The 18,216-nt window shown below is 46.6% G+C and carries 20 protein-coding genes; 9 read left to right on the plus strand and 11 right to left on the minus strand.

What is annotated here, in order from left to right:
- Nucleotides 1–40 precede the first annotated feature (40 nt).
- From F8C67_RS10265 to F8C67_RS10275, 3 genes are all read left to right on the plus strand, one after another.
- On the plus strand, nucleotides 41–775 hold the full coding sequence (locus F8C67_RS10265; protein ID WP_151667754.1) for a lysophospholipid acyltransferase family protein: 735 nt from the start codon (nucleotides 41–43) through the stop codon (nucleotides 773–775).
- Nucleotides 772–1,059 (plus strand): Asp-tRNA(Asn)/Glu-tRNA(Gln) amidotransferase subunit GatC, encoded by a 288-nt coding sequence (gene gatC, locus F8C67_RS10270; RefSeq protein ID WP_151667755.1) that lies wholly within the window; start codon nucleotides 772–774, stop codon nucleotides 1,057–1,059. The genes F8C67_RS10265 and gatC overlap by 4 nt, the downstream gene beginning before the upstream one ends.
- 122 nt (nucleotides 1,060–1,181) lie before the next feature.
- Nucleotides 1,182–2,777, plus strand: coding sequence for a T9SS type A sorting domain-containing protein (locus tag F8C67_RS10275; RefSeq protein ID WP_151667756.1), 1,596 nt, complete (start codon nucleotides 1,182–1,184; stop codon nucleotides 2,775–2,777).
- A gap of 55 nt (nucleotides 2,778–2,832) precedes the next feature.
- Here the strand turns inward: F8C67_RS10275 and F8C67_RS10280 are convergent, their stop codons facing one another.
- Entirely contained in the window at nucleotides 2,833–3,273 is a 441-nt protein-coding gene (locus F8C67_RS10280; RefSeq protein ID WP_151667757.1) for an Lrp/AsnC family transcriptional regulator, read from the minus strand.
- Between the two features lie 142 nt (nucleotides 3,274–3,415).
- Here F8C67_RS10280 and F8C67_RS10285 point away from each other — a divergent pair, with 142 nt between their 5' ends.
- Entirely contained in the window at nucleotides 3,416–4,660 is a 1,245-nt protein-coding gene (locus tag F8C67_RS10285; RefSeq protein ID WP_151667758.1) for a cystathionine gamma-synthase family protein, read from the plus strand.
- A 21-nt stretch (nucleotides 4,661–4,681) separates the two neighbouring features.
- Here the strand turns inward: F8C67_RS10285 and F8C67_RS10290 are convergent, their stop codons facing one another.
- The 5 genes from F8C67_RS10290 to F8C67_RS10310 form a co-directional block, all read right to left on the minus strand.
- Nucleotides 4,682–5,890, minus strand: a complete 1,209-nt coding sequence (locus F8C67_RS10290; RefSeq protein ID WP_151667759.1) for a BamA/TamA family outer membrane protein — start codon at nucleotides 5,888–5,890, stop codon at nucleotides 4,682–4,684.
- Between the two features lie 69 nt (nucleotides 5,891–5,959).
- Entirely contained in the window at nucleotides 5,960–6,622 is a 663-nt protein-coding gene (locus F8C67_RS10295; RefSeq protein WP_151667760.1) for a hypothetical protein, read from the minus strand.
- 79 nt (nucleotides 6,623–6,701) lie between these two features.
- The gene (locus F8C67_RS10300) at nucleotides 6,702–7,121 is read right to left on the minus strand and encodes a hypothetical protein (protein WP_151667761.1); all 420 of its coding nucleotides are present in this window, start codon (nucleotides 7,119–7,121) and stop codon (nucleotides 6,702–6,704) included.
- A gap of 2 nt (nucleotides 7,122–7,123) precedes the next feature.
- Complete coding sequence (locus F8C67_RS10305) at nucleotides 7,124–9,556, minus strand: ligase-associated DNA damage response DEXH box helicase (RefSeq protein WP_151667762.1); 2,433 nt, start codon at nucleotides 9,554–9,556, stop codon at nucleotides 7,124–7,126.
- Nucleotides 9,557–9,598: 42 nt separating this feature from the next.
- Complete coding sequence (locus F8C67_RS10310) at nucleotides 9,599–10,147, minus strand: NADPH-dependent FMN reductase (RefSeq protein ID WP_151667763.1); 549 nt, start codon at nucleotides 10,145–10,147, stop codon at nucleotides 9,599–9,601.
- 29 nt (nucleotides 10,148–10,176) lie between these two features.
- Between F8C67_RS10310 and F8C67_RS10315 the strand changes: the two genes are divergently transcribed.
- A complete protein-coding gene (locus tag F8C67_RS10315) occupies nucleotides 10,177–10,899 on the plus strand; it encodes a DUF2490 domain-containing protein (protein WP_151667764.1) in 723 nt (240 codons plus the stop codon).
- Here F8C67_RS10315 and F8C67_RS10320 read toward each other — a convergent pair.
- The 3 genes from F8C67_RS10320 to thiL are packed head-to-tail and all read right to left on the minus strand — an operon-like array spanning nucleotide 10,896 to nucleotide 13,912.
- On the minus strand, nucleotides 10,896–12,338 hold the full coding sequence (locus tag F8C67_RS10320; RefSeq protein ID WP_151667765.1) for a serine hydrolase domain-containing protein: 1,443 nt from the start codon (nucleotides 12,336–12,338) through the stop codon (nucleotides 10,896–10,898). The two genes, F8C67_RS10315 and F8C67_RS10320, sit on opposite strands and share 4 nt — an antisense overlap.
- A gap of 38 nt (nucleotides 12,339–12,376) precedes the next feature.
- Nucleotides 12,377–12,856, minus strand: coding sequence for a GNAT family N-acetyltransferase (locus F8C67_RS10325; RefSeq protein ID WP_151667766.1), 480 nt, complete (start codon nucleotides 12,854–12,856; stop codon nucleotides 12,377–12,379).
- 6 nt (nucleotides 12,857–12,862) lie between these two features.
- The gene (gene thiL, locus F8C67_RS10330) at nucleotides 12,863–13,912 is read right to left on the minus strand and encodes a thiamine-phosphate kinase (RefSeq protein WP_151667767.1); all 1,050 of its coding nucleotides are present in this window, start codon (nucleotides 13,910–13,912) and stop codon (nucleotides 12,863–12,865) included.
- Between the two features lie 277 nt (nucleotides 13,913–14,189).
- On the opposite strand from thiL, the gene F8C67_RS10335 reads away from it, so the two are divergent.
- From F8C67_RS10335 to F8C67_RS10350, 4 genes are all read left to right on the plus strand, one after another.
- Nucleotides 14,190–14,399: a four helix bundle protein gene (locus F8C67_RS10335; RefSeq protein ID WP_151667768.1), complete on the plus strand. Its 210-nt coding sequence runs from the start codon at nucleotides 14,190–14,192 to the stop codon at nucleotides 14,397–14,399.
- Nucleotides 14,400–14,718: 319 nt separating this feature from the next.
- Entirely contained in the window at nucleotides 14,719–16,074 is a 1,356-nt protein-coding gene (gdhA, locus tag F8C67_RS10340) for an NADP-specific glutamate dehydrogenase (protein WP_151667769.1), read from the plus strand.
- A gap of 484 nt (nucleotides 16,075–16,558) precedes the next feature.
- Entirely contained in the window at nucleotides 16,559–17,170 is a 612-nt protein-coding gene (locus tag F8C67_RS10345; protein WP_151667770.1) for a hypothetical protein, read from the plus strand.
- 119 nt (nucleotides 17,171–17,289) lie between these two features.
- Entirely contained in the window at nucleotides 17,290–17,628 is a 339-nt protein-coding gene (locus F8C67_RS10350; protein WP_151667771.1) for an SdpI family protein, read from the plus strand.
- Between the two features lie 9 nt (nucleotides 17,629–17,637).
- On the opposite strand, the gene F8C67_RS10355 is transcribed toward F8C67_RS10350, so the two are convergent.
- Entirely contained in the window at nucleotides 17,638–17,925 is a 288-nt protein-coding gene (locus F8C67_RS10355; protein WP_151667772.1) for a type II toxin-antitoxin system RelE/ParE family toxin, read from the minus strand.
- On the minus strand, nucleotides 17,913–18,173 hold the full coding sequence (locus F8C67_RS10360) for a SurA N-terminal domain-containing protein (RefSeq protein ID WP_151667773.1): 261 nt from the start codon (nucleotides 18,171–18,173) through the stop codon (nucleotides 17,913–17,915). The genes F8C67_RS10355 and F8C67_RS10360 overlap by 13 nt, the downstream gene beginning before the upstream one ends.
- Between the last annotated feature and the right edge of the window lie 43 nt (nucleotides 18,174–18,216).

Below are 18,216 nucleotides of genomic sequence, written 5' to 3' on the forward strand. Positions count from 1 at the left end.
TATCAAATATTCTTAACCCTCATACATTACCTTTGGCCCCGTGAAAAAAGCCATCATCAGCGCATTCGGAATCCTATATCACATTTGGTACTACCTTGTGATGGCACTTGTGATTCTCAGTATCTTCCCTTTCATCTATGCGACTTCTCGCAAACCCGAAGACTATCCAAAGTTCTTTAAGTGGGCTCGGGTATGGGCTAAAGCCGTTCTCGTGTTGATGGGACTGAGAATGAAAGTTCGAGGAGCTGAGAAAATTGTGGAGGGCCAACAGTATGTCATTTGTGCGAATCATGCTTCGGAGCTCGACATCATGATGGCGCTAGCGATTGTGCCGAATCCTTTTGTCTTCATTGGAAAAAAAGAATTGGCTAGCCTGCCGCTGTTTGGCTACTTCTATAAGCGAACAAACGTATTGGTCGATCGCAAAAGCGTTGCATCAAAGCGAAGAGCCATGGAAATGGCTTCCGCCAAGATGAACACTGGAATCGGCATGTGTATTTTTCCGGAAGGTGGCATTCCAAACAATCCCTATCTAGCTCCCTTCAAAATGGGCGCTTTCAAGCTAGCGGTGGAACACCAAGTTCCGATTCTTTCAATCGCATTTCCCGATAACCGCCGACACTTTCCCGATTTCACAAAGGGAGGTTTCCCCGGACGAGTTAGAGCCGAAGTTATTGGCGTTCAAGATACCGAAGGAATGAAGGAAGAACATATTATGGCATTGCGCGACCAAACCTTCCAACGTATCTTTGGTGCCTTAAACGAGTTACGATGAAAATTTCCAAGGAAGAAATCAACAAGCTTGCCCACCTTTCACGTCTAGAATTAGACGAAAAAGCAGTGGAGAAAATGCAGGCGGATATGGACAAAATCCTCGACTTTGTAGCTCAAATTGAAAAGTTGGATATCGAAGGCGTAGAACCGCTTACGTATATGACCGACGAAACCAATGTGCTTCGCGAAGACACCATCGTGCAGGATATCACCCATGCTGACGCTCTCAAAAACGCGCCAGATGCGGATACCGATTACTTCCGAGTATCTACCGTGAAGAAGTAATCACGGTTCGTTTACTCACAACCTCTCCTCGTTAAATCACCATTTGGGGACTAAACACAGTGTTTGGTCCAACCTACTTGCCCGCCCCGTACATTCAAGTACAATTCAAAATTCGCTCTCAAATGAAGTACCTATTACTACTATGTGCAGCATCCGTTGCCACTTTATCCTTTGCCCAAACCCCAGCCTCATTTATTGGAAAAGAACACCACGCGGCTACAGAAACAGCCAACACTTACTACGGCTCCTACATCACTGCAGCTGAAGAAGGCGGGTTCTTTATCTCCCCTCATGCCGGATGGACAGGAAGTGGCCCATCAACTGTATCTGACACAATCTATTTCCACTTCCCTTCTGACCCGCAATACACTGCGAGTGCAGATTTTAGCCCGCATCTCGTAAAAATCGCACCACCCACAAACGAGGTCCTTTCTTTCCGCTATGGGTCACTTATTCTAGAAATGGGAGATTACCTGCTCATCGGAGATTCACTTGGTGATTATCAATCCAATACTCCACCCAGGTTCTTTTTATATGAAGAAATTCACGATCAAAACGGAGTGCGCTGGGAATACACCGGGAAGAAACATGAACTGAATGGAAACTTCTGGACTAGAGATATTGAAAAAATCAGCTCCACAGAGATTGTAATCGGTGGATACGATTCTGTATTCGTGTATGATTTCAATCCGAATGCCAGTGCGTTTCTTTCGAGAAAACAATACTTACAAAACCCATTAACTCCATCTAGTCAAGGAGTTGTTCGGACATATGGCTCAAGCATTGAAGCCACCGGCAATTTCCTATTTATCGCAGCTCCTAACGATGGGACATTTACAGGCACTTCATGGAACGGAAGTGTATTCGTGTATGAGCGGGCATCGAGTTCTGACCCTTATGTGCAAACCGATAGAATTTCCGGATTCTCACATAGCACCTTGAGCTTTGGATGGAGAATGGAGGTAACTGAAGTGAATGGTGACGTACTATTAGCAATCAATCGATTAAGAATACAGGGTGATCCCTCAAGATTACACCTATATAAGCTAGACGGAAGTATGCTAACTCTTCAAGATTCACTCGATATGATAAGCCGAGGCAGCTTTGACCTAGATGCGAATCGTGGAGTGTTCTACTTGGTAGAGCCGTTCGACAGAACGTACAAAAGCAGTAACACTTCTGTAGGTAGCGTTCGAATTCTTGAGCCTCAAATGGGTTCCAATGGCAAGTATGAATTGAATTGGACAGGCGCAATCTTACCCCCAACTGGCGCTGCTAGCGACACAACGAGAATGTTGGGGTCTGTGGCCATCGGTAACCCTCTAGCCACTAACCAACCAAGCAATCAGTGGAATTACGCCTGGGCAGCTGGAATGATAATGAGACAAGGCTCTAACAATGGCCAGACTGTAGATTTCGCTGGGGGTTGGATCACGCCATGGGACGCACAGTCTAACACCATTTCTCTTAGCGAGGCACGCCAAATAGAATTGAATGTATTTCCAATTCCTGCAACTAATAACATCAACGTTACTTGTCAGAAAATCGATAGCCCAACCAATGTTTTGCTTACTGACATGAACGGCCATGTCGTGCGAACACTCATCGTGAGCTCACCAACGTTTCAAATTAATAAGGGAGAGTTAGCCGCAGGCATCTATGTGCTTCAGATTCAAATCGGTCAACATATTGTGAATCAAAAAGTGATCTTCGAGTAAATCGATCACCACTACACAACTAGAAAGGCGCGGTGAATACTGCGCCTTTTTCATTCTAAAACCTTCCCTTCACCTTTTTCATGGCGAAGGCACTTTGTATTCTGCCAATGTGAGGAACGGCTGAAAGCTCTTGACTGAGAAACTCCTGGTATGCAGCAATGTCTTTGGTTTGGATTTTCAGCAGATAGTCAAACGATCCAGCAATGTGATGGCATTCTACAATCTCCGAAAGCTTATCGATTTCAGCCTCGAACGCACGAAGCATATCAAACTCATGGGTTTGCAAACTGACCTCACAAAAAGCCGTCAAGCCCAGTCCTAACTTGGTTGGATCAACCCTTGCAGAATAGCCGATGATAACCCCATCGCGTTCGAGTTTCTTTACTCGTTCATGTACGGGGGTGGTCGACCGGTTCACAGCTTCTGCCAACTGCGCTATTGTCAACTTCCCATCATCTCTCAGTAGTTCTACAATCTTCCTGTCTAATGCGTCCATGGTGGAATATTATTCTAGGCTAATCTATATTTTCCGATAAATATAGAATTATATCCTGCCATAGATGATTCTGAGAGATAGCTATTCTCGTAATTTTACAATCAACAGAAAATAAGCACTGCAGAACTTAAAAGAGACAAATATGCGCCACCCTGAAAGCGAAATGATGAGCTTCGGCTACGATCCAATGTTATCAGAAGGATCCATCAAGCCACCCATTTTTCAAACCTCAACCTTCGTTTTCAAAACGGCGGAAGAAGGCAAACGTTTCTTTGAAGTTGCCTACGGTTTACGCGAAAAGGACCCAGCTGAATCCATGGGTCTGATTTACAGTCGCCTCAATAACCCAAATCTGGAAATTCTCGAAGACCGCCTTACTCTTTGGGAAAATGCCGAAGCTGGAGCCGTATTCGAGTCTGGAATGGCCGCCATTTCAACTACCCTTTTGGAATTGCTTCCCCCAGGGTCCGTGCTCATCCACAGCGCTCCACTTTACGGCGGAACCGATCACTTCATCCACCATGTTCTTCCTAAATACAACATCGATTCACTGAGCATTATACCAGGTGAAACCCCAGAGAACGTCCAAAAAAGATTGGAATCTAAAGGGTGGCAAGATCGAGTAGCGGCAGTGTACATCGAAACCCCGGCCAACCCAACCACCGAACTCATCTGTATCAAGAACGCAAAAGCTATCGCTCAAACGTTCGAAACCGAAGAGGCGAAAGTTCCACTCATCGTGGACAATACGTACATGGGGCCAGTGTTCAGTAAGCCGACGCATTTTGGTGCTGATATTGTTCTCTACTCTGCTACGAAATACATTGGTGGACATAGCGACGTGGTGGCCGGCGCAGCTGTAGGTAATGCGGAACTCATCACTCGAGTGAAAACACTCAGAACTTTCCTCGGAAACATGGGAAGCCCGTTCAACAGTTGGTTGTTGCTTCGCTCCTTGGAAACCTTGTCTGTCCGCATGGAACGTCAAGCGCAAACTGCGGAGGTGGTTGCCGACTGGCTTAAAGCGCACCCGATGGTGGAGCACGTCCATTACTTGAAGTATGCCGCAGAGCGCTCAGAGCGCGAGGGGCGAATTCATGCTGAACAATACACCAGCAATGGCGCTATGATGGCATTCCTAATCAAAGGAGGCGAAAAGGAGGCATTCCAATTCTTAAATGGCTTGAAGCTCGTGAAGCTTGCCGTCTCACTCGGAAGCACCGAAAGTCTTGCCGAGCACCCTGCTACTATGACTCATGCCGACGTTTCAGCTGAGGACAAAGCCGCTCATGGGGTGACGGACAATTTGGTTCGTATCAGCATCGGTTTGGAGCATCCAGAAGACCTCATTGCAGACATGACGAAAGCGTTCGAAAACGTAGGCTAGCCCTACATTTTCACGTACTTTCTAGAAATATTCATTGAGGTTCAAATAGAAAGCTCCGGCACCATTTGGCCCCCAGCCATAATCAAGGGTGAGATTCGTTCTCGCCCTTTTTTGTAGCATTATCCGAAGTCCGATTCCAGCGGCCGGCTCCATGTATTGGAAAAGGTTTATGTTGTTGTCTTCTGAAGAAGCCGTTGTGACATTTGCGAAGACAACTCCGCCCAGCAAATCTGGTTTCGACGCGATGAGAGGCAGCGGAAATCTCCATTCCGCCTCCGCGTAAAACATGTTATTCCCTCTAAAGCGTCCTTGTGGAAAGGCGCGTCCCGATCGCCCCATTTGATCCCAACCTAACGCGGGCAGCGCCATGTACGGGAGCCTACCACTGGTAGTGAAGTTGGCAAAGGACCAAAACGCCAGAAGGTTTCTTTCACTGGTGCTAGATAGGCCAACAAAATCACGATACTCTAACCACAGTTGCGTCGACGATTGATCACTCCCCAAGAACTCTGGATTGTACCGAAATGAAGCAAATGCGTAGCGCCCGTTATAGGTGTTTGCTACATTGTCTCGCGTGTCCAATGTCCAGTTAAGCGAAAGTCCCGAAACAGTATACGCCGTTGGATCAAATCCATATTTCACACTGTATGCGTAGTGATTACTAGCAACGGGTGGCATTGCGTTCAAATCTACCAATGGGTCTTCAATACTTCCGAAAACATCCAGGTGGTAACCCACCCCAGCATACATCGTTTCATTAATCTTTCTCAAGCCGGTTTGGTGAATCCTAACAAGATTGAAGTTGAGCATTTCACCTTGACCGTTGTTGGTGGACAATGCCTCATCAAACTCGATGTCAGAATCAGACAAAATGTGACTACTCGGACCTGTTCCAAGCCCGTAGGTGGGTTGAGAACTGAAGAATAATCGGAAATCCGTCATCAACATCCACTCGTTGTCATGGGTATACGAATTCGCCTTAAAGGTGAACATCAACTGTTGCTTAGTCGAATAGGTTGCGGTAATCAATCCACTCGACATGGAGGTTGTAGTAGGATCTCCCATGTACACCCCAACCGAAGCCGCACCTCCATAGATCACACCAAACGCCGGGTTTGCCGCAATGATGGGAAGTGGGGAAATGTAGAGTTTACCCTGCTCAATCTCATTCTGCCCAAACACGGCTAGCGAGATCGATGAACACATGGCAAGAGCAATAAGCTTTTTCATAGCTGCTGGGATATGTTAGGCATTGGTTTTCCCTAAGGTACCGAAAACCAAAAACTCATATCCAGCAAATCACTTGATCTGATCGATTGTCCTAAAGGAATACTTATACCCTGCCCCAATGGCTAGGAAGTAAAACAGAATATCAATCGGGCTAAAGGTCTCTGCCATCAATTCAGGAAGGATGCTCCAATTCATCAGAGAAAGCGTTTCAAAAACCGTAAGCCCTTCCATGTCAGCCACCAAGCCAACGATCACAAAGATGTTCCCAAGCACAACACTGAAGAGGGCAACAGCTCCACCTATCAGTCCAAATACCTGATCAATTCCCTTACCTGCGAACCTCATGGTGATACCTACTGCGGCCCCTACGCCCACAGCTAACCATCCAATCTGATACTCCGTCACAATAGTTATCGTCGCCCACAGAATAGCCGTTGTCAATCCTACAACAAGGGAAGCTATCAATCCTGTAACGATGTTCTGCTGGTCTTTCAATTGCTGCTTGTACTCTGGAGAAAGCAGGTCTACCACTTCGTTTGCACTGGCCCCTGCAGTACCATCATCAGAAACTAATGGCTTGGGTTTTACGGTTTCGTCTTTTTCGTAGTCAGGGCAAGTACCGTCAAAAGTGGCTTGCTCGGAGGTTAAACTGCAAATCACACCCTTGGCAGGGTCGAAACTCCGCTTTGTACATTGCGTACAGAAAGCGAGTTGCTCAGCTCTAGTAGACATGGTCTTGAGAGGTTTTGAGAGTTAATAGACCCTAAAAGTATAGTATTGACTCTAATGGTTTCAATTGAATCAATCTAAATTAACCTCGCCGGTTTGGCTCCACCCAATTGTGTCTGGCCTCAACCGAAAAAAGCACGGCCTCAGAGTAAAACTGAAGAGGAGTGGAACTTGAGGCAAAGTCAGATTGAATGAACTCGGAGCACAAATCATACACGGAACGTGACTTTCGTTCAGCTATAAAACCATCCGCCGCATTCATCCAAAACTGAGTGATGGTCTCGTGGTATCCTTCCGAATCGGTGTTTGGCGTTCCAACGGAAGTATTGTGACGTGTGATAAGGTCTCGCACTCTATCCATTGCACTCTTTTTATCGAGTTGATAGTTGTACCAAATGGCCACCACCAAATGAGCCTCATGCGTCCATTCTGGCTTAGGCAACTCCTGCCGCTCAAATCTTTGAATCAGGCTATCTATTTCTTCAGCTGAGTAGTCTTTCATTTTTACCATTCTTGCATACGCTTCACCTGATCTTGAAGAGATTCGCTGGAGATTTTTTCTCTGAGGCGATCGACCATTATCGGGAACGAAAGCGGGCTTGGTTTCTCCATGTAAATTAAGCGAATTTCCTGACTCATAATGCGTTCCATAGCAGCGCGCATACGAGCTTCCTCAAGCTGAAATGTATGTACTTCTTCGTAGGCTTCAAGTAAGAGCAAATTATCCGGCTCATCCTCCAAGAACACATTGAAGAAGAGCTGAGAGTTGGATTGCAGGTGCCGAACTTTGACGGGTTTACCGGGGTATCCCCCAAAGACCAACCCAGAAATATGCGCAATATCTCTGAAGCGTCGGCGCGCCATTTCGGTCTCGTTCACACTTGCCTGAATGTCTTCCCTTAAATCAGTCGTCGAAAAGATGTCTGAATCAATCGCATCTTCAATCGGAATCGGTTGGTCACTCAATAACTCGAACCCGTAATCGTTCATGGCAATGCTGAAGGTGATTGGCGAGAAGAGCCCTAGTCGATAAGCGATTAACGCCGCCATTCCTTCGTGAACAAGTCTTCCTTCAAATGGATAAATGAAGAGGTGATAACCTTCGTCGCTTTCGAAGTATTCAATCAAGAGCTCCTTTTCCGAAGGCACCATAGATCGCTCGGCCTGCAATTCAATCAAAGGCTGAATCATGTGAAGTTCAGGCTCCTCTTCTGCTGTGGTAATTTTATTGATATAAGCTTCCCCTAGCTTCACTCTAAGCATGGCTCCAAGCTGAGCGCTCAACGGCATTCTTCCTCCCTGCCAACTTGGAACCTTACCCGCTTTGGTCATTGCTTTTCTGACCTTTACAGTCATACCGCGCACCTCAATCAGCTCTAGGTTTCTGCCGGCAAACCAAAAGACTTCTCCGACTTTCAACCGAGAAATGAAGTACTCTTCAATCGTACCCAAGAATCCTCCTGAAGCAAGTCTAACCTTCATCAAGCCCTCACTGACTATAGTACCCATACTCAGGCGATGTCGGAACGAAACTTTCCTGCTGTTCACCACGTACTTTCCATCGGGATCGACTTCAACGCGGTGAAATTCATCGTACCCCTCCAGCGGTTCACCTCCGTGTGTAATGAAGTTCAAGCACCATTGCCATTCTCGGTCGGTAATCGATCCAAAACTCACTGTGGACCTCAGCTGTTCAAGCGCTTCGCTGGCATAGAACCCTTCTCCTACGGCTAGGGTTACTAGCCATTGTAACAAGACATCAAAGGAGCGGACGTATGGCATTCGCTCTTCAATTATCTGTTGATTAATTGCGGCTCTTAGCGCTGAGGCCTCAATCAACTCTAGCGTATGTGTGGGCACAAAGTATATTTTGCTGGTAGCGCCAGGTTGATGCCCAGATCTTCCTGCGCGTTGGATGAAGCGAGCTACACCTTTCGGACTTCCAATCTGGATGATGGTTTCAACTGGACGAAAGTCCACGCCTAGGTCTAAGCTCGATGTGCAAACCACAGCCTTTAAGTCGCCCGTGTGTAAGGCATCTTCTACCCAATGGCGAAGCTTCTTATCGATACTCCCATGGTGCATCCCAATCCAGCCTGCTAGCTCTGGAGCTACCTCGAGAATTCGTTGGTACCAGATTTCGGCTTGGCTCCTCGTGTTCGTAAAAATGAGGCAACTCTTGGAGGATTTGATGGTGGGAATGACCTTCTCAAGCAATCGGATTCCAAGGTGACCGGCCCAAGGGAGTTCGGTGACGTCATCCGGAAGTATGCTCACCACCTCAATTTGCTTCTCATGATTTGCGCGAATGACAACGGGCTTCGGGCGAGGCGGGTTGGTTCCCATCAAGATGTCCATCGCGTCATCCATATTCCCAATGGTTGCGGAAATACCCCAAACGCGGAGTTTGGGTCGCCATGACTTCAGCTTTGAGAGCGCTAATTCGACTTGCACCGCGCGTTTTGACCCGAGCAGCTCATGCCACTCATCAACCACAATGCATTCTAAATTTCGGAACAGGTGAGATGCGCGCTTTTGCGACATCAACAAGTGCAAGCTCTCAGGAGTTGTGATGAGCAAATCGGGCAAGGCTACACGTTGCTTCTGTTTCTCCTTCTGCGAAGTATCACCCGTTCTTACGCCTACTTCCCAATCTAAACTTAGTCCTTCGACGGCACGTTTAGACGCTTGTTCAATTTCCTTAGAAAGAGCTCGAATTGGCGTAATCCAAATGACCTTAAGTCCTTTCTTCTTTGGATTTGCTGCCAACATAGCCGGCAAGAGCAGACTGTAGGTTTTGCCACTCCCGGTGGGAGCATTCACCAATCCACTTCTGCCTTTCGCGTACTTCTCCCATGCCTCCTCTTGGAAAGGAAAGGGTTTCCAACCTTTCGATTGAAACCAGTCTGTTGCTTTGGAAATGAGTTCGGCCGACATGCACTAGAAAGTACCGAAAACCGATTCAAAAGTTCTCGGATTTCAGTCCATTATTTTTTGAGCAAGCCAAATGAGGTCATCGATGGTTTTGCCGCTGTTGCGCAGGAAGCGCTCATCTTGAACTTCACCATTCTCATCGAAGACATCATTCACATGGCTCACCAAAAGCTTCTGTGGCGTGATGATGCCTCCTACATAGTTCATCCAAAACCAAAGTTGATGCAGGGCGTTCACTCCACCAAAACTACCCGAACTCACGGTCACTGCCGTCATCACTTTGTGATCGAATTCTGGTCTGAAGTAATCCAGCGTATTCTTCAAGCTTCCGGCCATTCCACCATTGTACTCAGGTGTAACAATAACCACTGCATCGCATGATTCAACGGTCTTTCCAAACTCTTCAAGACCAGGGTGCGGATCGTCCAATCTTCCTCGGCGTTCGTCCATAACCGGGAAGTTATACTCGTGTACATCGAGCATGGTCACCTTTTCAACTTCGGGACGTTCAGAAATCGTTTTCTCGAGATACTGGGCAATTCCATGGCTCTTTCTTCCCATGCGGTTTGAACCAGAAATGATGGCGATGTGCATATTCGATGTGCTAGGTTAACTTTGCAGTGATGAAAAAGACGACAATCCTATCCCTCACCTTACTTTGTTCTTCTTTTCTATTTGGACAACAGGTTTCTGACCCTCAGGTTTACAAAGGTGATGAAATGTGGTTCCTTCTCCTAAACAGATATGACATCAACGAAAAGTGGACCGTTGGAAACGAGTTTCACCTTCGTCGGCATGATTATTTTTCTGAACAGAAACAACTTCTCCTTCGTCCCTGGGTAGATTACCATGCAGCCGCGGGCTTTACGGCCAGCTTCGGATACAGCTACATTCGAACATCTCCCCATGGTGTTTTTGACGTTGGCGCAACATTGAACGAACACAACATTTGGGAACAGATTACACTTGATCACTCACCTTGGGACTTTTTGAACTTCTCGCACCGGTTGCGACTTGAACATCGTTGGTCGGAAATCCAGCCCGACCAAGGTGACGAGGACATTCCCATTGACTTCAGAAATAGATTCCGTTATCGCCTAACCGCTAAAGTTCGCTTAAGTGAAAAGTGGTATGCGCACATCTTCGATGAGTTGTGGGTAAATGTGAACGAAGGGATACACGTCAGCTCCTTCGACCGCAACTGGATTTATGTTGGAGCTGGCTACAACTTCACGGAAAAGGTGGCTTTGGAGCTCGCATACCTCGACCAGTGGGACAATTACGGATCGCTTGGTTATTACCACAATACAGGTCTCCAGATGACCATGATTTGGGACTTTGACTAATCCTCCTTTTCAAAAGTGTAGATTCCATTCCATTGGAATACTCCGCTTTCGAGACCTTCGGGAAACTCGAGTACATCTCCGTCAACCAAGTCGATATAGCGACTATCAGAAGTTGGAATGACGACCTCATCTGTAGTCGGATTTCCATCGGTGATTCGTAGCTTTTCTCCTTCCCAAACGAGTTCAACGGCATATCCTCTGCCGTTTTCCATTAGATATCGACCGGCAACGGTGTTCTTCTGTTCTTCGGTCAGCTCTGCCCGAGTGACAACCTCCTGCTTGTCGGCATTCCAAGCGTAATACTCCGAAACTGCTCTCATTGCTTCACGCATCAAGATTCGGCCATTGTCAGAATTGGTGAGAATGACAACTCCATCGCAATAGGCAGGATACATCATCATGATGTTTGAGAACCCTGCATTCTTGCCCCCATGTTGCATTCGAAGGGAGTCGCTTTGGTACTCAAGCGCTGGACCTAGTCCCCAAACAAATTCATCACTGTAAGGGGTAAGCATTTCATCAATCAGCGCTTTACTGATGAAGTCAGATTCCATCTTTCCGGTATAGACTCTGTGAACATAGCGCATGTACAGTGCTAAATCCTGGCTTGTTGTCCAAAGTCCGGCAGGAGCAATCTCCGGATAATTGTGCCAACCACCGCTGTACACGGTGCCGTCGCCATGATAAGCAAGGCTCGCAAACTCCTCATAATCTGAATGGATAGGTTGGGAGAATGTACTGTGATTCATCCCCAATTCTGGGAGAACTTGAGTGTCCATATACTCCGCGAAAGGCACTCCAGTTACATCTTCAATAAGTTGTTGGATGATCACATATCCTCCGCCAGAATAGCGCCACTCGGAGCCGGGAACCATATCAACCTCAATCACAGGAGTGTTCCCCTCTCCCTCAAGGACCTCAAGCGTAGATGGCATCTCTGTTCCGTTTGGGTATCCTGGGAACCCATGGACGGTAACACCAGCTGTATGGGAGAGTAATCTGCGGAGAGTCACCTTTTCATCTTGGGTGAATTCAGACTCAGGAACGCTCCAACTAGAGAGGTATTCGTTCACATCAGTATCTAAATCCAACACACCTTCTTGTACGAGATGTAAAACAGCGATTCCCGTAATAGGCTTTGAAATAGAGGCAGCTTGAAAAAGCGTTTGCATGTTTACGGGAATAGAATCCTTCACATTTTGTAACCCAAAATTGAGTGACCAAGCCACATCACCGTCTTTGACTACAGCTATTGACATCCCGCGAACATTCAGAGCATCCATCCGCTCTTTGCTAGTGAAATACTCTGGCGCAGTACCAGCAATGCGGTAGGCGTGAGTGAATTTGAAAGGGATGGTTTGGACGGCGTCGATATGAGCCGATTGGGCAAACCCAATGGTGGATGCACACAGTAGACTGAAGGCCAGGAGTTTTCTCATGCCTTGAAGATACTGAATACTAGGAACCAAACCACGAATTACAGCTTCTTCAGAAACCAAAGATTACAGCCTGGATGTTCGGTGCTCAGAGGCTTCTCCAGAGGTTTGAAGCCCTGTTTTTCATAAATGCTCACCGCCTTGCTGAATTCAGGTAGGCTTTCTAAATAAAGGTGTGTATAGCCCATTTTTAAAGCCGCAGCGGTTGATCTTTCCATGAGCTCCCTGCCGATACCCTTTCCTCTGGCCTTGGCGGGCAAATAGTACTTTACAAGTTCGGCATAGCCCTCGGGCAAACCATTGGTAGGATAAATTCCGCATGCACCTACAATCTGGCCGTCCTCTTCGGCCACAAAGTATACGGACTTTGGGTTTCTGAAAACTTCGTAGAGGTTATCGGTAGTAGGATCAGAATAGACTGTTCCGCAGCGTTCGGCATCGAATTCTTCGAATACGCCGCGGATCATTTTTGCAACGGCTGCGTTATCGCTTGGTTCTATCTCTCTAATTCTGATGCTCATTCAAAACTACTCCTCTTTATCGGCTAGCGGATTCCAGCCTTGCGCTGTGAGTTCGATAGCGACGTTATCGCGGGTAACGAGGTATCTGTTTTCGTCTTCCGTGATGTGACCAATCACACTCAAGTTTGGATTGCCCTTAATCTTGTCGAAATCCTCAAGCTTAATCGTGAAAAGAAGCTCGTAATCTTCGCCACCGTTAAGTGCTACTGTAGTTGTATTCAGATTGAACTCTTCACAAAGGTCATACACCTTTGGGTCGATAGGAATCTTCTCTTCGAACAGTCGGCAACCGCGCTTTGAACCTTCGCAAAGGTGCAGAAGTTCGGAAGAGAGTCCATCTGAAATATCAATCATCGAAGTAGGAACTACATCCAGTTCGTGAAGGATTTTTACCACATCTTGACGAGCTTCTGGCTTCAGCTGACGTTCGAGAACGTATTCATTGCCTTGGAGGTCGGGTTGAATATCTGGGTTTTCTTGAAAGACCGCCTTTTCACGTTCGAGAATTTGAAGTCCCATGTAGGCTCCACCAAGGTCGCCAGAAACTACAATGAGATCGCTCGGTTGCGCGCCGTCTCTTCGCACCACTTTCTCCGCTTTTTGCTTACCGAGCACGGTTAGGCTAAGAATCAATCCAGAAGTCGAAGAGGTTGTATCACCACCGACGAGATCCACGTGGAATCGTTCGCAAGCCAGGCGTATTCCTGAGTACAGTTCCTCTACTGCCTCCACGGGGAATCTATTCGAAACCGCCATTGAAACCACGAGTTGGGTCGCGTTGCCGTTCATCGCATAGATGTCGGATAAGTTGACCACGGCCGCTTTATAGCCGAGGTGTTTAAGTGGCTGATAAGAGAGGTCGAAATGCACTCCTTCCACTAGCATATCGGTCGAAATGAGAGTTTGCTCATCTCGCGCTTCAATAATTGCGGCATCATCGCCAACACCAAGAACGGTATCGTTGTACAATGGGATTTTGGAAGTGATGTGTTTTATCAGTCCAAACTCACCTAAATCACCTAGTGGTGTGCGTTGTGGGGTTTTGTCTTCGAGCATGGGGCAAAGGTAGGGAATTTGGAGGGTTGGAGGGTTGGAGGGTGAGAGGGTTGGAGGGTTAGACGCTGAGCTTGGGTTCTAAATTGAGCTAAGTCATCAAGGAAAGAGTAGTGATTAGATTTAACGTAGTGATATGATGATTTTGGAGGGTCAGAGGGTCGGAGGGTTGGAGGGTTGGAGGGTTGGAGGGTTAGACGATTTCGGCGGGTTGGAGGTGATATCCGTTATTAAACGTTTATCAACGGGTAATTCATTCTCGGCTCTCTAGGTTTGGCGCATGAAACACAATTACCAGAGACTCAAAGTATACCATAGTTCTATGGAGCTGGCAAGAGAATGTTATGATATAGATGCTGTTGACAAGGGCAAGCAGTTGGCAGATCACATTTTCAAAACATCATTCAGTGTTCCTTCGAATATTGCCGAAGGTTCACAAAGGAAAACCAATGCAGACTTTCTCAGATTTTTGAATTACTCGGCATCTTAATGTGCTGAGTTAACTTGTCAACTTAGCCTAGCGATGACGATCAAAGGAACCAACAAAGAAAAAGTGTCTTCCGCACTTAAAAAATCAAAGGAGGTTTCAAAGCAAATCTGGGGGCTAATCCATAAGCTCCAAGAGGAATCAAAACCATGACAATCAAATCATTAATCAGGAATTAACCCATCCCGAAAGTCAACCCGAAAGCAAGTCCAACCCTCTAACCCTCCAACCCTCCAACCCTCTGTCCTGATGAACCAAAAAATCCACTACATTTGTCCCGTGAACCCGCGCTTCCGTAGCGCTTAACCAACACACAGTCGATATGGCTAAAGACACCCAAGCAATGGTGGATGCCTTCATGGAATCCGTTAAAGCTACTAACGGCCATGAGCCGGAGTTCCTTCAAGCTGTTGAAGAAGTAGCTGAATCTGTTATCCCTTTCATGGAGGATAACCCTAAGTACAAGGAAGCTAAGATCCTCGAACGAATTGTAGAGCCTGAGCGTGTTATCATGTTCCGCGTGCCGTGGACCGACGACAACGGCGAGGTTCAAGTGAACCGTGGTTACCGCGTTGAGTTCAACTCAGCAATTGGGCCATACAAAGGCGGTCTTCGCTTCCACCCAACCGTGAACCTTTCTGTATTGAAGTTCCTCGGTTTCGAGCAAATTTTCAAGAACTCACTTACCACACTTCCTATGGGCGGTGGTAAAGGTGGTGCCGACTTCAACCCTAAGGGTAAGTCTGATAACGAAGTAATGCGCTTTTGCCAAAGCTTCATGACCGAGCTTCAGCGTCACATTGGTCCTGATACCGACGTGCCTGCTGGTGACATCGGCGTTGGTGGCCGCGAGATTGGCTACATGTTCGGCCAGTACAAGCGCCTCCGCAATGAGTTTACCGGTGTTCTAACTGGTAAAGGTCTCAACTGGGGTGGGTCATTGATTCGTCCAGAAGCGACCGGTTACGGTACCGTTTACTTCGCTCAAGAAATGCTCAACACTAAAGGTGAGTCTTTCGACGGTAAAACGGTTGTAATCTCTGGTTCTGGTAACGTAGCACAGTTTGCGGCTGAGAAGTGTATTCAACTCGGCGCTAAGGTGGTTACTATGTCGGATTCAGGTGGTTTCATTCACGACCCAGAAGGAATTGATGCTGATAAGCTCAACTTCATCATGGACTTGAAGAACAACCGCAGAGGTCGTATTTCTGAATACGCTGATAAGTACGCTAGCGCTAGCTTCACCGAAGGAAAAACTCCTTGGGGAACGAAGTGTGACATTGCCCTCCCTTGTGCAACTCAAAACGAGTTGAATGGAGACGACGCAAAGACGCTACTTAGCAATGGCGTAATGGCGGTTGGCGAAGGTGCAAACATGCCTTGTACTCCAGAAGCTGTTCATGAGTTCCACAGCGCCAAGATTCTTTTCTCTCCAGGAAAGGCTTCTAACGCAGGTGGTGTTGCTACTTCAGGTTTGGAGATGTCGCAGAACTCACTTCGTATGAGCTGGACTCGCGAAGAGGTTGACTCTAAGCTTCACGCTATTATGAAGGATATTCACGCTGCATGTGTGAAGTACGGTACACAAGAAGACGGCATGGTTGACTACGTTAAAGGTGCAAACCTCGCTGGCTTCGTTAAAGTTGCCGACGCAATGATTGATCAAGGTGTGGTTTAAATCACATCCTTCAATGTATATGGAAAGGCTGCCTGAGAGGGTGGCCTTTTTTTATGGATATGCGTGGTGGAATACTCGAATGTGTTTCTCGCAAAACCGCTATTATCAAAACCAACTTAGCGGACAAAAACCGCAAAAATGGTTGGTATGCGTTAAAGCGCCGTGCCTATAGCTGGGAATTCAATGCAGCTATCAATTTCATGACAGAAATAGGTGTTCCCTACACCGGTTTTGCGCTTTTTACACACCAGTATGATTTTAATATTGCGGTTTTGCGAGAACCAGGTCACGCGCATCCGCTAAGCTCATCCTCCGCGAACTCTCTCCACCACGTAAACCTCATATTCTCCGCGAGAAACCTCTTTGCCCCCGTTTCCCATAGCCTACCTCCCAAAAAACCGTTAAAACCCCTCCCCCCTTTAAACCTATCTATCCCTCCCCACATCATACCCCCGAAATCAGTTCATCACTAATTCAAGTAATCATGATAATCAACACAAAATCAATAGGCCGAGTGGGACTAGTTTTAGCGCTAGCATCAACGACAGCCTTTGCACAACCGGAGCGTCCACAGAATATAGAGCATCGCCTGGAACGCATTACCGAAGAACTCGAGCTTTCAGAGGAACAACAGGCTCAATTGAAGGAGAAACTTGATGCCTTTAATGCCACAATGAAACGTCAGCGTGAAGAAAGACAGGCTCTAACAGAAGAATTGAAGGCAGACATGCAGGAGATTCTGACTGAAGAGCAGCAAGAGCAAGCTCGCGAGTTGATGCGTGCGAATAGAGGAGAACGCCGACATGCTCATGGCGAAAGAGGTCACAGAGGGGAAGCTCGCGGACAGGAGTCTCACGCCGAACGCCGCGAACATCATCCAGATCTTGAAACCATGGCCGAAGAACTCGAGCTTACACAAGAACAGCAGGAACGACTAAGGGCCGTCTTCGAACAACAAAAATCAAAAATGGAGGAACTCAGAAGTCAACAGCGCGAACTTCAGGAGAGCTTCAAAAAAGAGATGTCTGAAATCCTCACGGAGGAGCAGATGGAACAAATGAAAGAGTTACGTCGATCACATCGTGGTCGTAGATAAACGATAGGTTAGTTTGAGTAGTTAGTTAGGAGGGTTTTCACTTTTGTGGGAACCTTCCTTCATTTTTAGGCAAACCATTTGAAGAGCTCTCTCGTTCTAGTATTACAAACGCATCTCTCATGCTTCAGATTTTGTCAGAAATATCCCACAATCCAGTTATACTGGTCTCTTCCGTAATTCTGATTCTCTTCAGAATACTTCCTCCAAAAGAAATAAATGGGTGGTATGGCTACCGTACTTCTAGATCGATGAAGAGTACAATTCATTGGAATTTTGCACAGCGTTTTAGCGCAAACATGTTCCTAATTATCAACCTTTCCTTGCTAGCCGCGCAACTGATTGCTTTTAGCATTTATGGGGAATCCATGTTGATTGATGTTGTCGTTCTCGGATTATGGCTTGTCGGGATGGTGTATTCTTTCTTCCAGGTAGAGAAGAATTTGGAGGCGCTTTCGTGATTAAGGGAGTCAGGGATTCATTTTATCTGGACTTTGTCGTGTATCGAAAACATCAAGAACCTGCACTCTTCTTCTAGTAGAGGTGTATATAACCTTGAAATGCTTGACTACAATTCTACGATGTCTTTTAGTTAGATACTCTTCGACCTGAAACTGATTCACATACTTAATTCTCTCTGTTGAGGATAATATCTCGTTCACTATCCTGTTCGCGGCATTCAAGTCCTTTTCGGCGTAAAAGTTCCAGATCTTTTTAAGCGAGTTTTGTGCTTTTCGGGTCCATACTACTTCCGCCATTTATCAACCTCACGCTTGAGTTCTTCTTGTGTGATGTACTCCCCGCGCTTGATTTGCTCTTCAGCTTCTTCTATTTCTTTTCGGTACTCTGACACGGTCAACGGCTCTCCTTCAATAGTATAAGCAACCACGTTCTCACTGTCAGCACGATTGTACTTTTCAAATACAGCACTCATAATTCTAAGCACGTGATCATCTGCCTTATTTACATACTCATGAAGCTTGTTCCTCAATTCTAGCGTATCCATCTTGTGCCTTTTTAGCTCTTCTTACGAAGATAAAGGATTTGAA

The sequence above is a fragment of the Phaeocystidibacter luteus genome (assembly GCF_008933115.1).
GTDB lineage: Bacteria > Bacteroidota > Bacteroidia > Flavobacteriales > Schleiferiaceae > Phaeocystidibacter > Phaeocystidibacter luteus.

Bases quoted from the DNA above. Each gene is read 5' to 3' on its own strand.
- F8C67_RS10320 (WP_151667765.1), bottom strand. From the start codon at position 12,338: ATGAGAAAACTCCTGGCCTTCAGTCTACTGTGTGCATCCACCATTGGG.
- F8C67_RS10360 (WP_151667773.1), bottom strand. From the start codon at position 18,173: ATGGATACGCTAGAATTGAGGAACAAGCTTCATGAGTATGTAAATAAG.
- F8C67_RS10355 (WP_151667772.1), bottom strand. From the start codon at position 17,925: ATGGCGGAAGTAGTATGGACCCGAAAAGCACAAAACTCGCTTAAAAAG.
- gatC (WP_151667755.1), top strand. From the start codon at position 772: ATGAAAATTTCCAAGGAAGAAATCAACAAGCTTGCCCACCTTTCACGT.
- F8C67_RS10345 (WP_151667770.1), top strand. From the start codon at position 16,559: ATGATAATCAACACAAAATCAATAGGCCGAGTGGGACTAGTTTTAGCG.
- F8C67_RS10335 (WP_151667768.1), top strand. From the start codon at position 14,190: ATGAAACACAATTACCAGAGACTCAAAGTATACCATAGTTCTATGGAG.
- F8C67_RS10300 (WP_151667761.1), bottom strand. From the start codon at position 7,121: ATGAAAGACTACTCAGCTGAAGAAATAGATAGCCTGATTCAAAGATTT.
- F8C67_RS10290 (WP_151667759.1), bottom strand. From the start codon at position 5,890: ATGAAAAAGCTTATTGCTCTTGCCATGTGTTCATCGATCTCGCTAGCC.
- F8C67_RS10275 (WP_151667756.1), top strand. From the start codon at position 1,182: ATGAAGTACCTATTACTACTATGTGCAGCATCCGTTGCCACTTTATCC.
- F8C67_RS10280 (WP_151667757.1), bottom strand. From the start codon at position 3,273: ATGGACGCATTAGACAGGAAGATTGTAGAACTACTGAGAGATGATGGG.
- F8C67_RS10305 (WP_151667762.1), bottom strand. From the start codon at position 9,556: ATGTCGGCCGAACTCATTTCCAAAGCAACAGACTGGTTTCAATCGAAA.
- gdhA (WP_151667769.1), top strand. From the start codon at position 14,719: ATGGCTAAAGACACCCAAGCAATGGTGGATGCCTTCATGGAATCCGTT.
- F8C67_RS10310 (WP_151667763.1), bottom strand. From the start codon at position 10,147: ATGCACATCGCCATCATTTCTGGTTCAAACCGCATGGGAAGAAAGAGC.
- F8C67_RS10295 (WP_151667760.1), bottom strand. From the start codon at position 6,622: ATGTCTACTAGAGCTGAGCAACTCGCTTTCTGTACGCAATGTACAAAG.
- thiL (WP_151667767.1), bottom strand. From the start codon at position 13,912: ATGCTCGAAGACAAAACCCCACAACGCACACCACTAGGTGATTTAGGT.
- F8C67_RS10315 (WP_151667764.1), top strand. From the start codon at position 10,177: ATGAAAAAGACGACAATCCTATCCCTCACCTTACTTTGTTCTTCTTTT.
- F8C67_RS10350 (WP_151667771.1), top strand. From the start codon at position 17,290: ATGCTTCAGATTTTGTCAGAAATATCCCACAATCCAGTTATACTGGTC.
- F8C67_RS10325 (WP_151667766.1), bottom strand. From the start codon at position 12,856: ATGAGCATCAGAATTAGAGAGATAGAACCAAGCGATAACGCAGCCGTT.
- F8C67_RS10285 (WP_151667758.1), top strand. From the start codon at position 3,416: ATGCGCCACCCTGAAAGCGAAATGATGAGCTTCGGCTACGATCCAATG.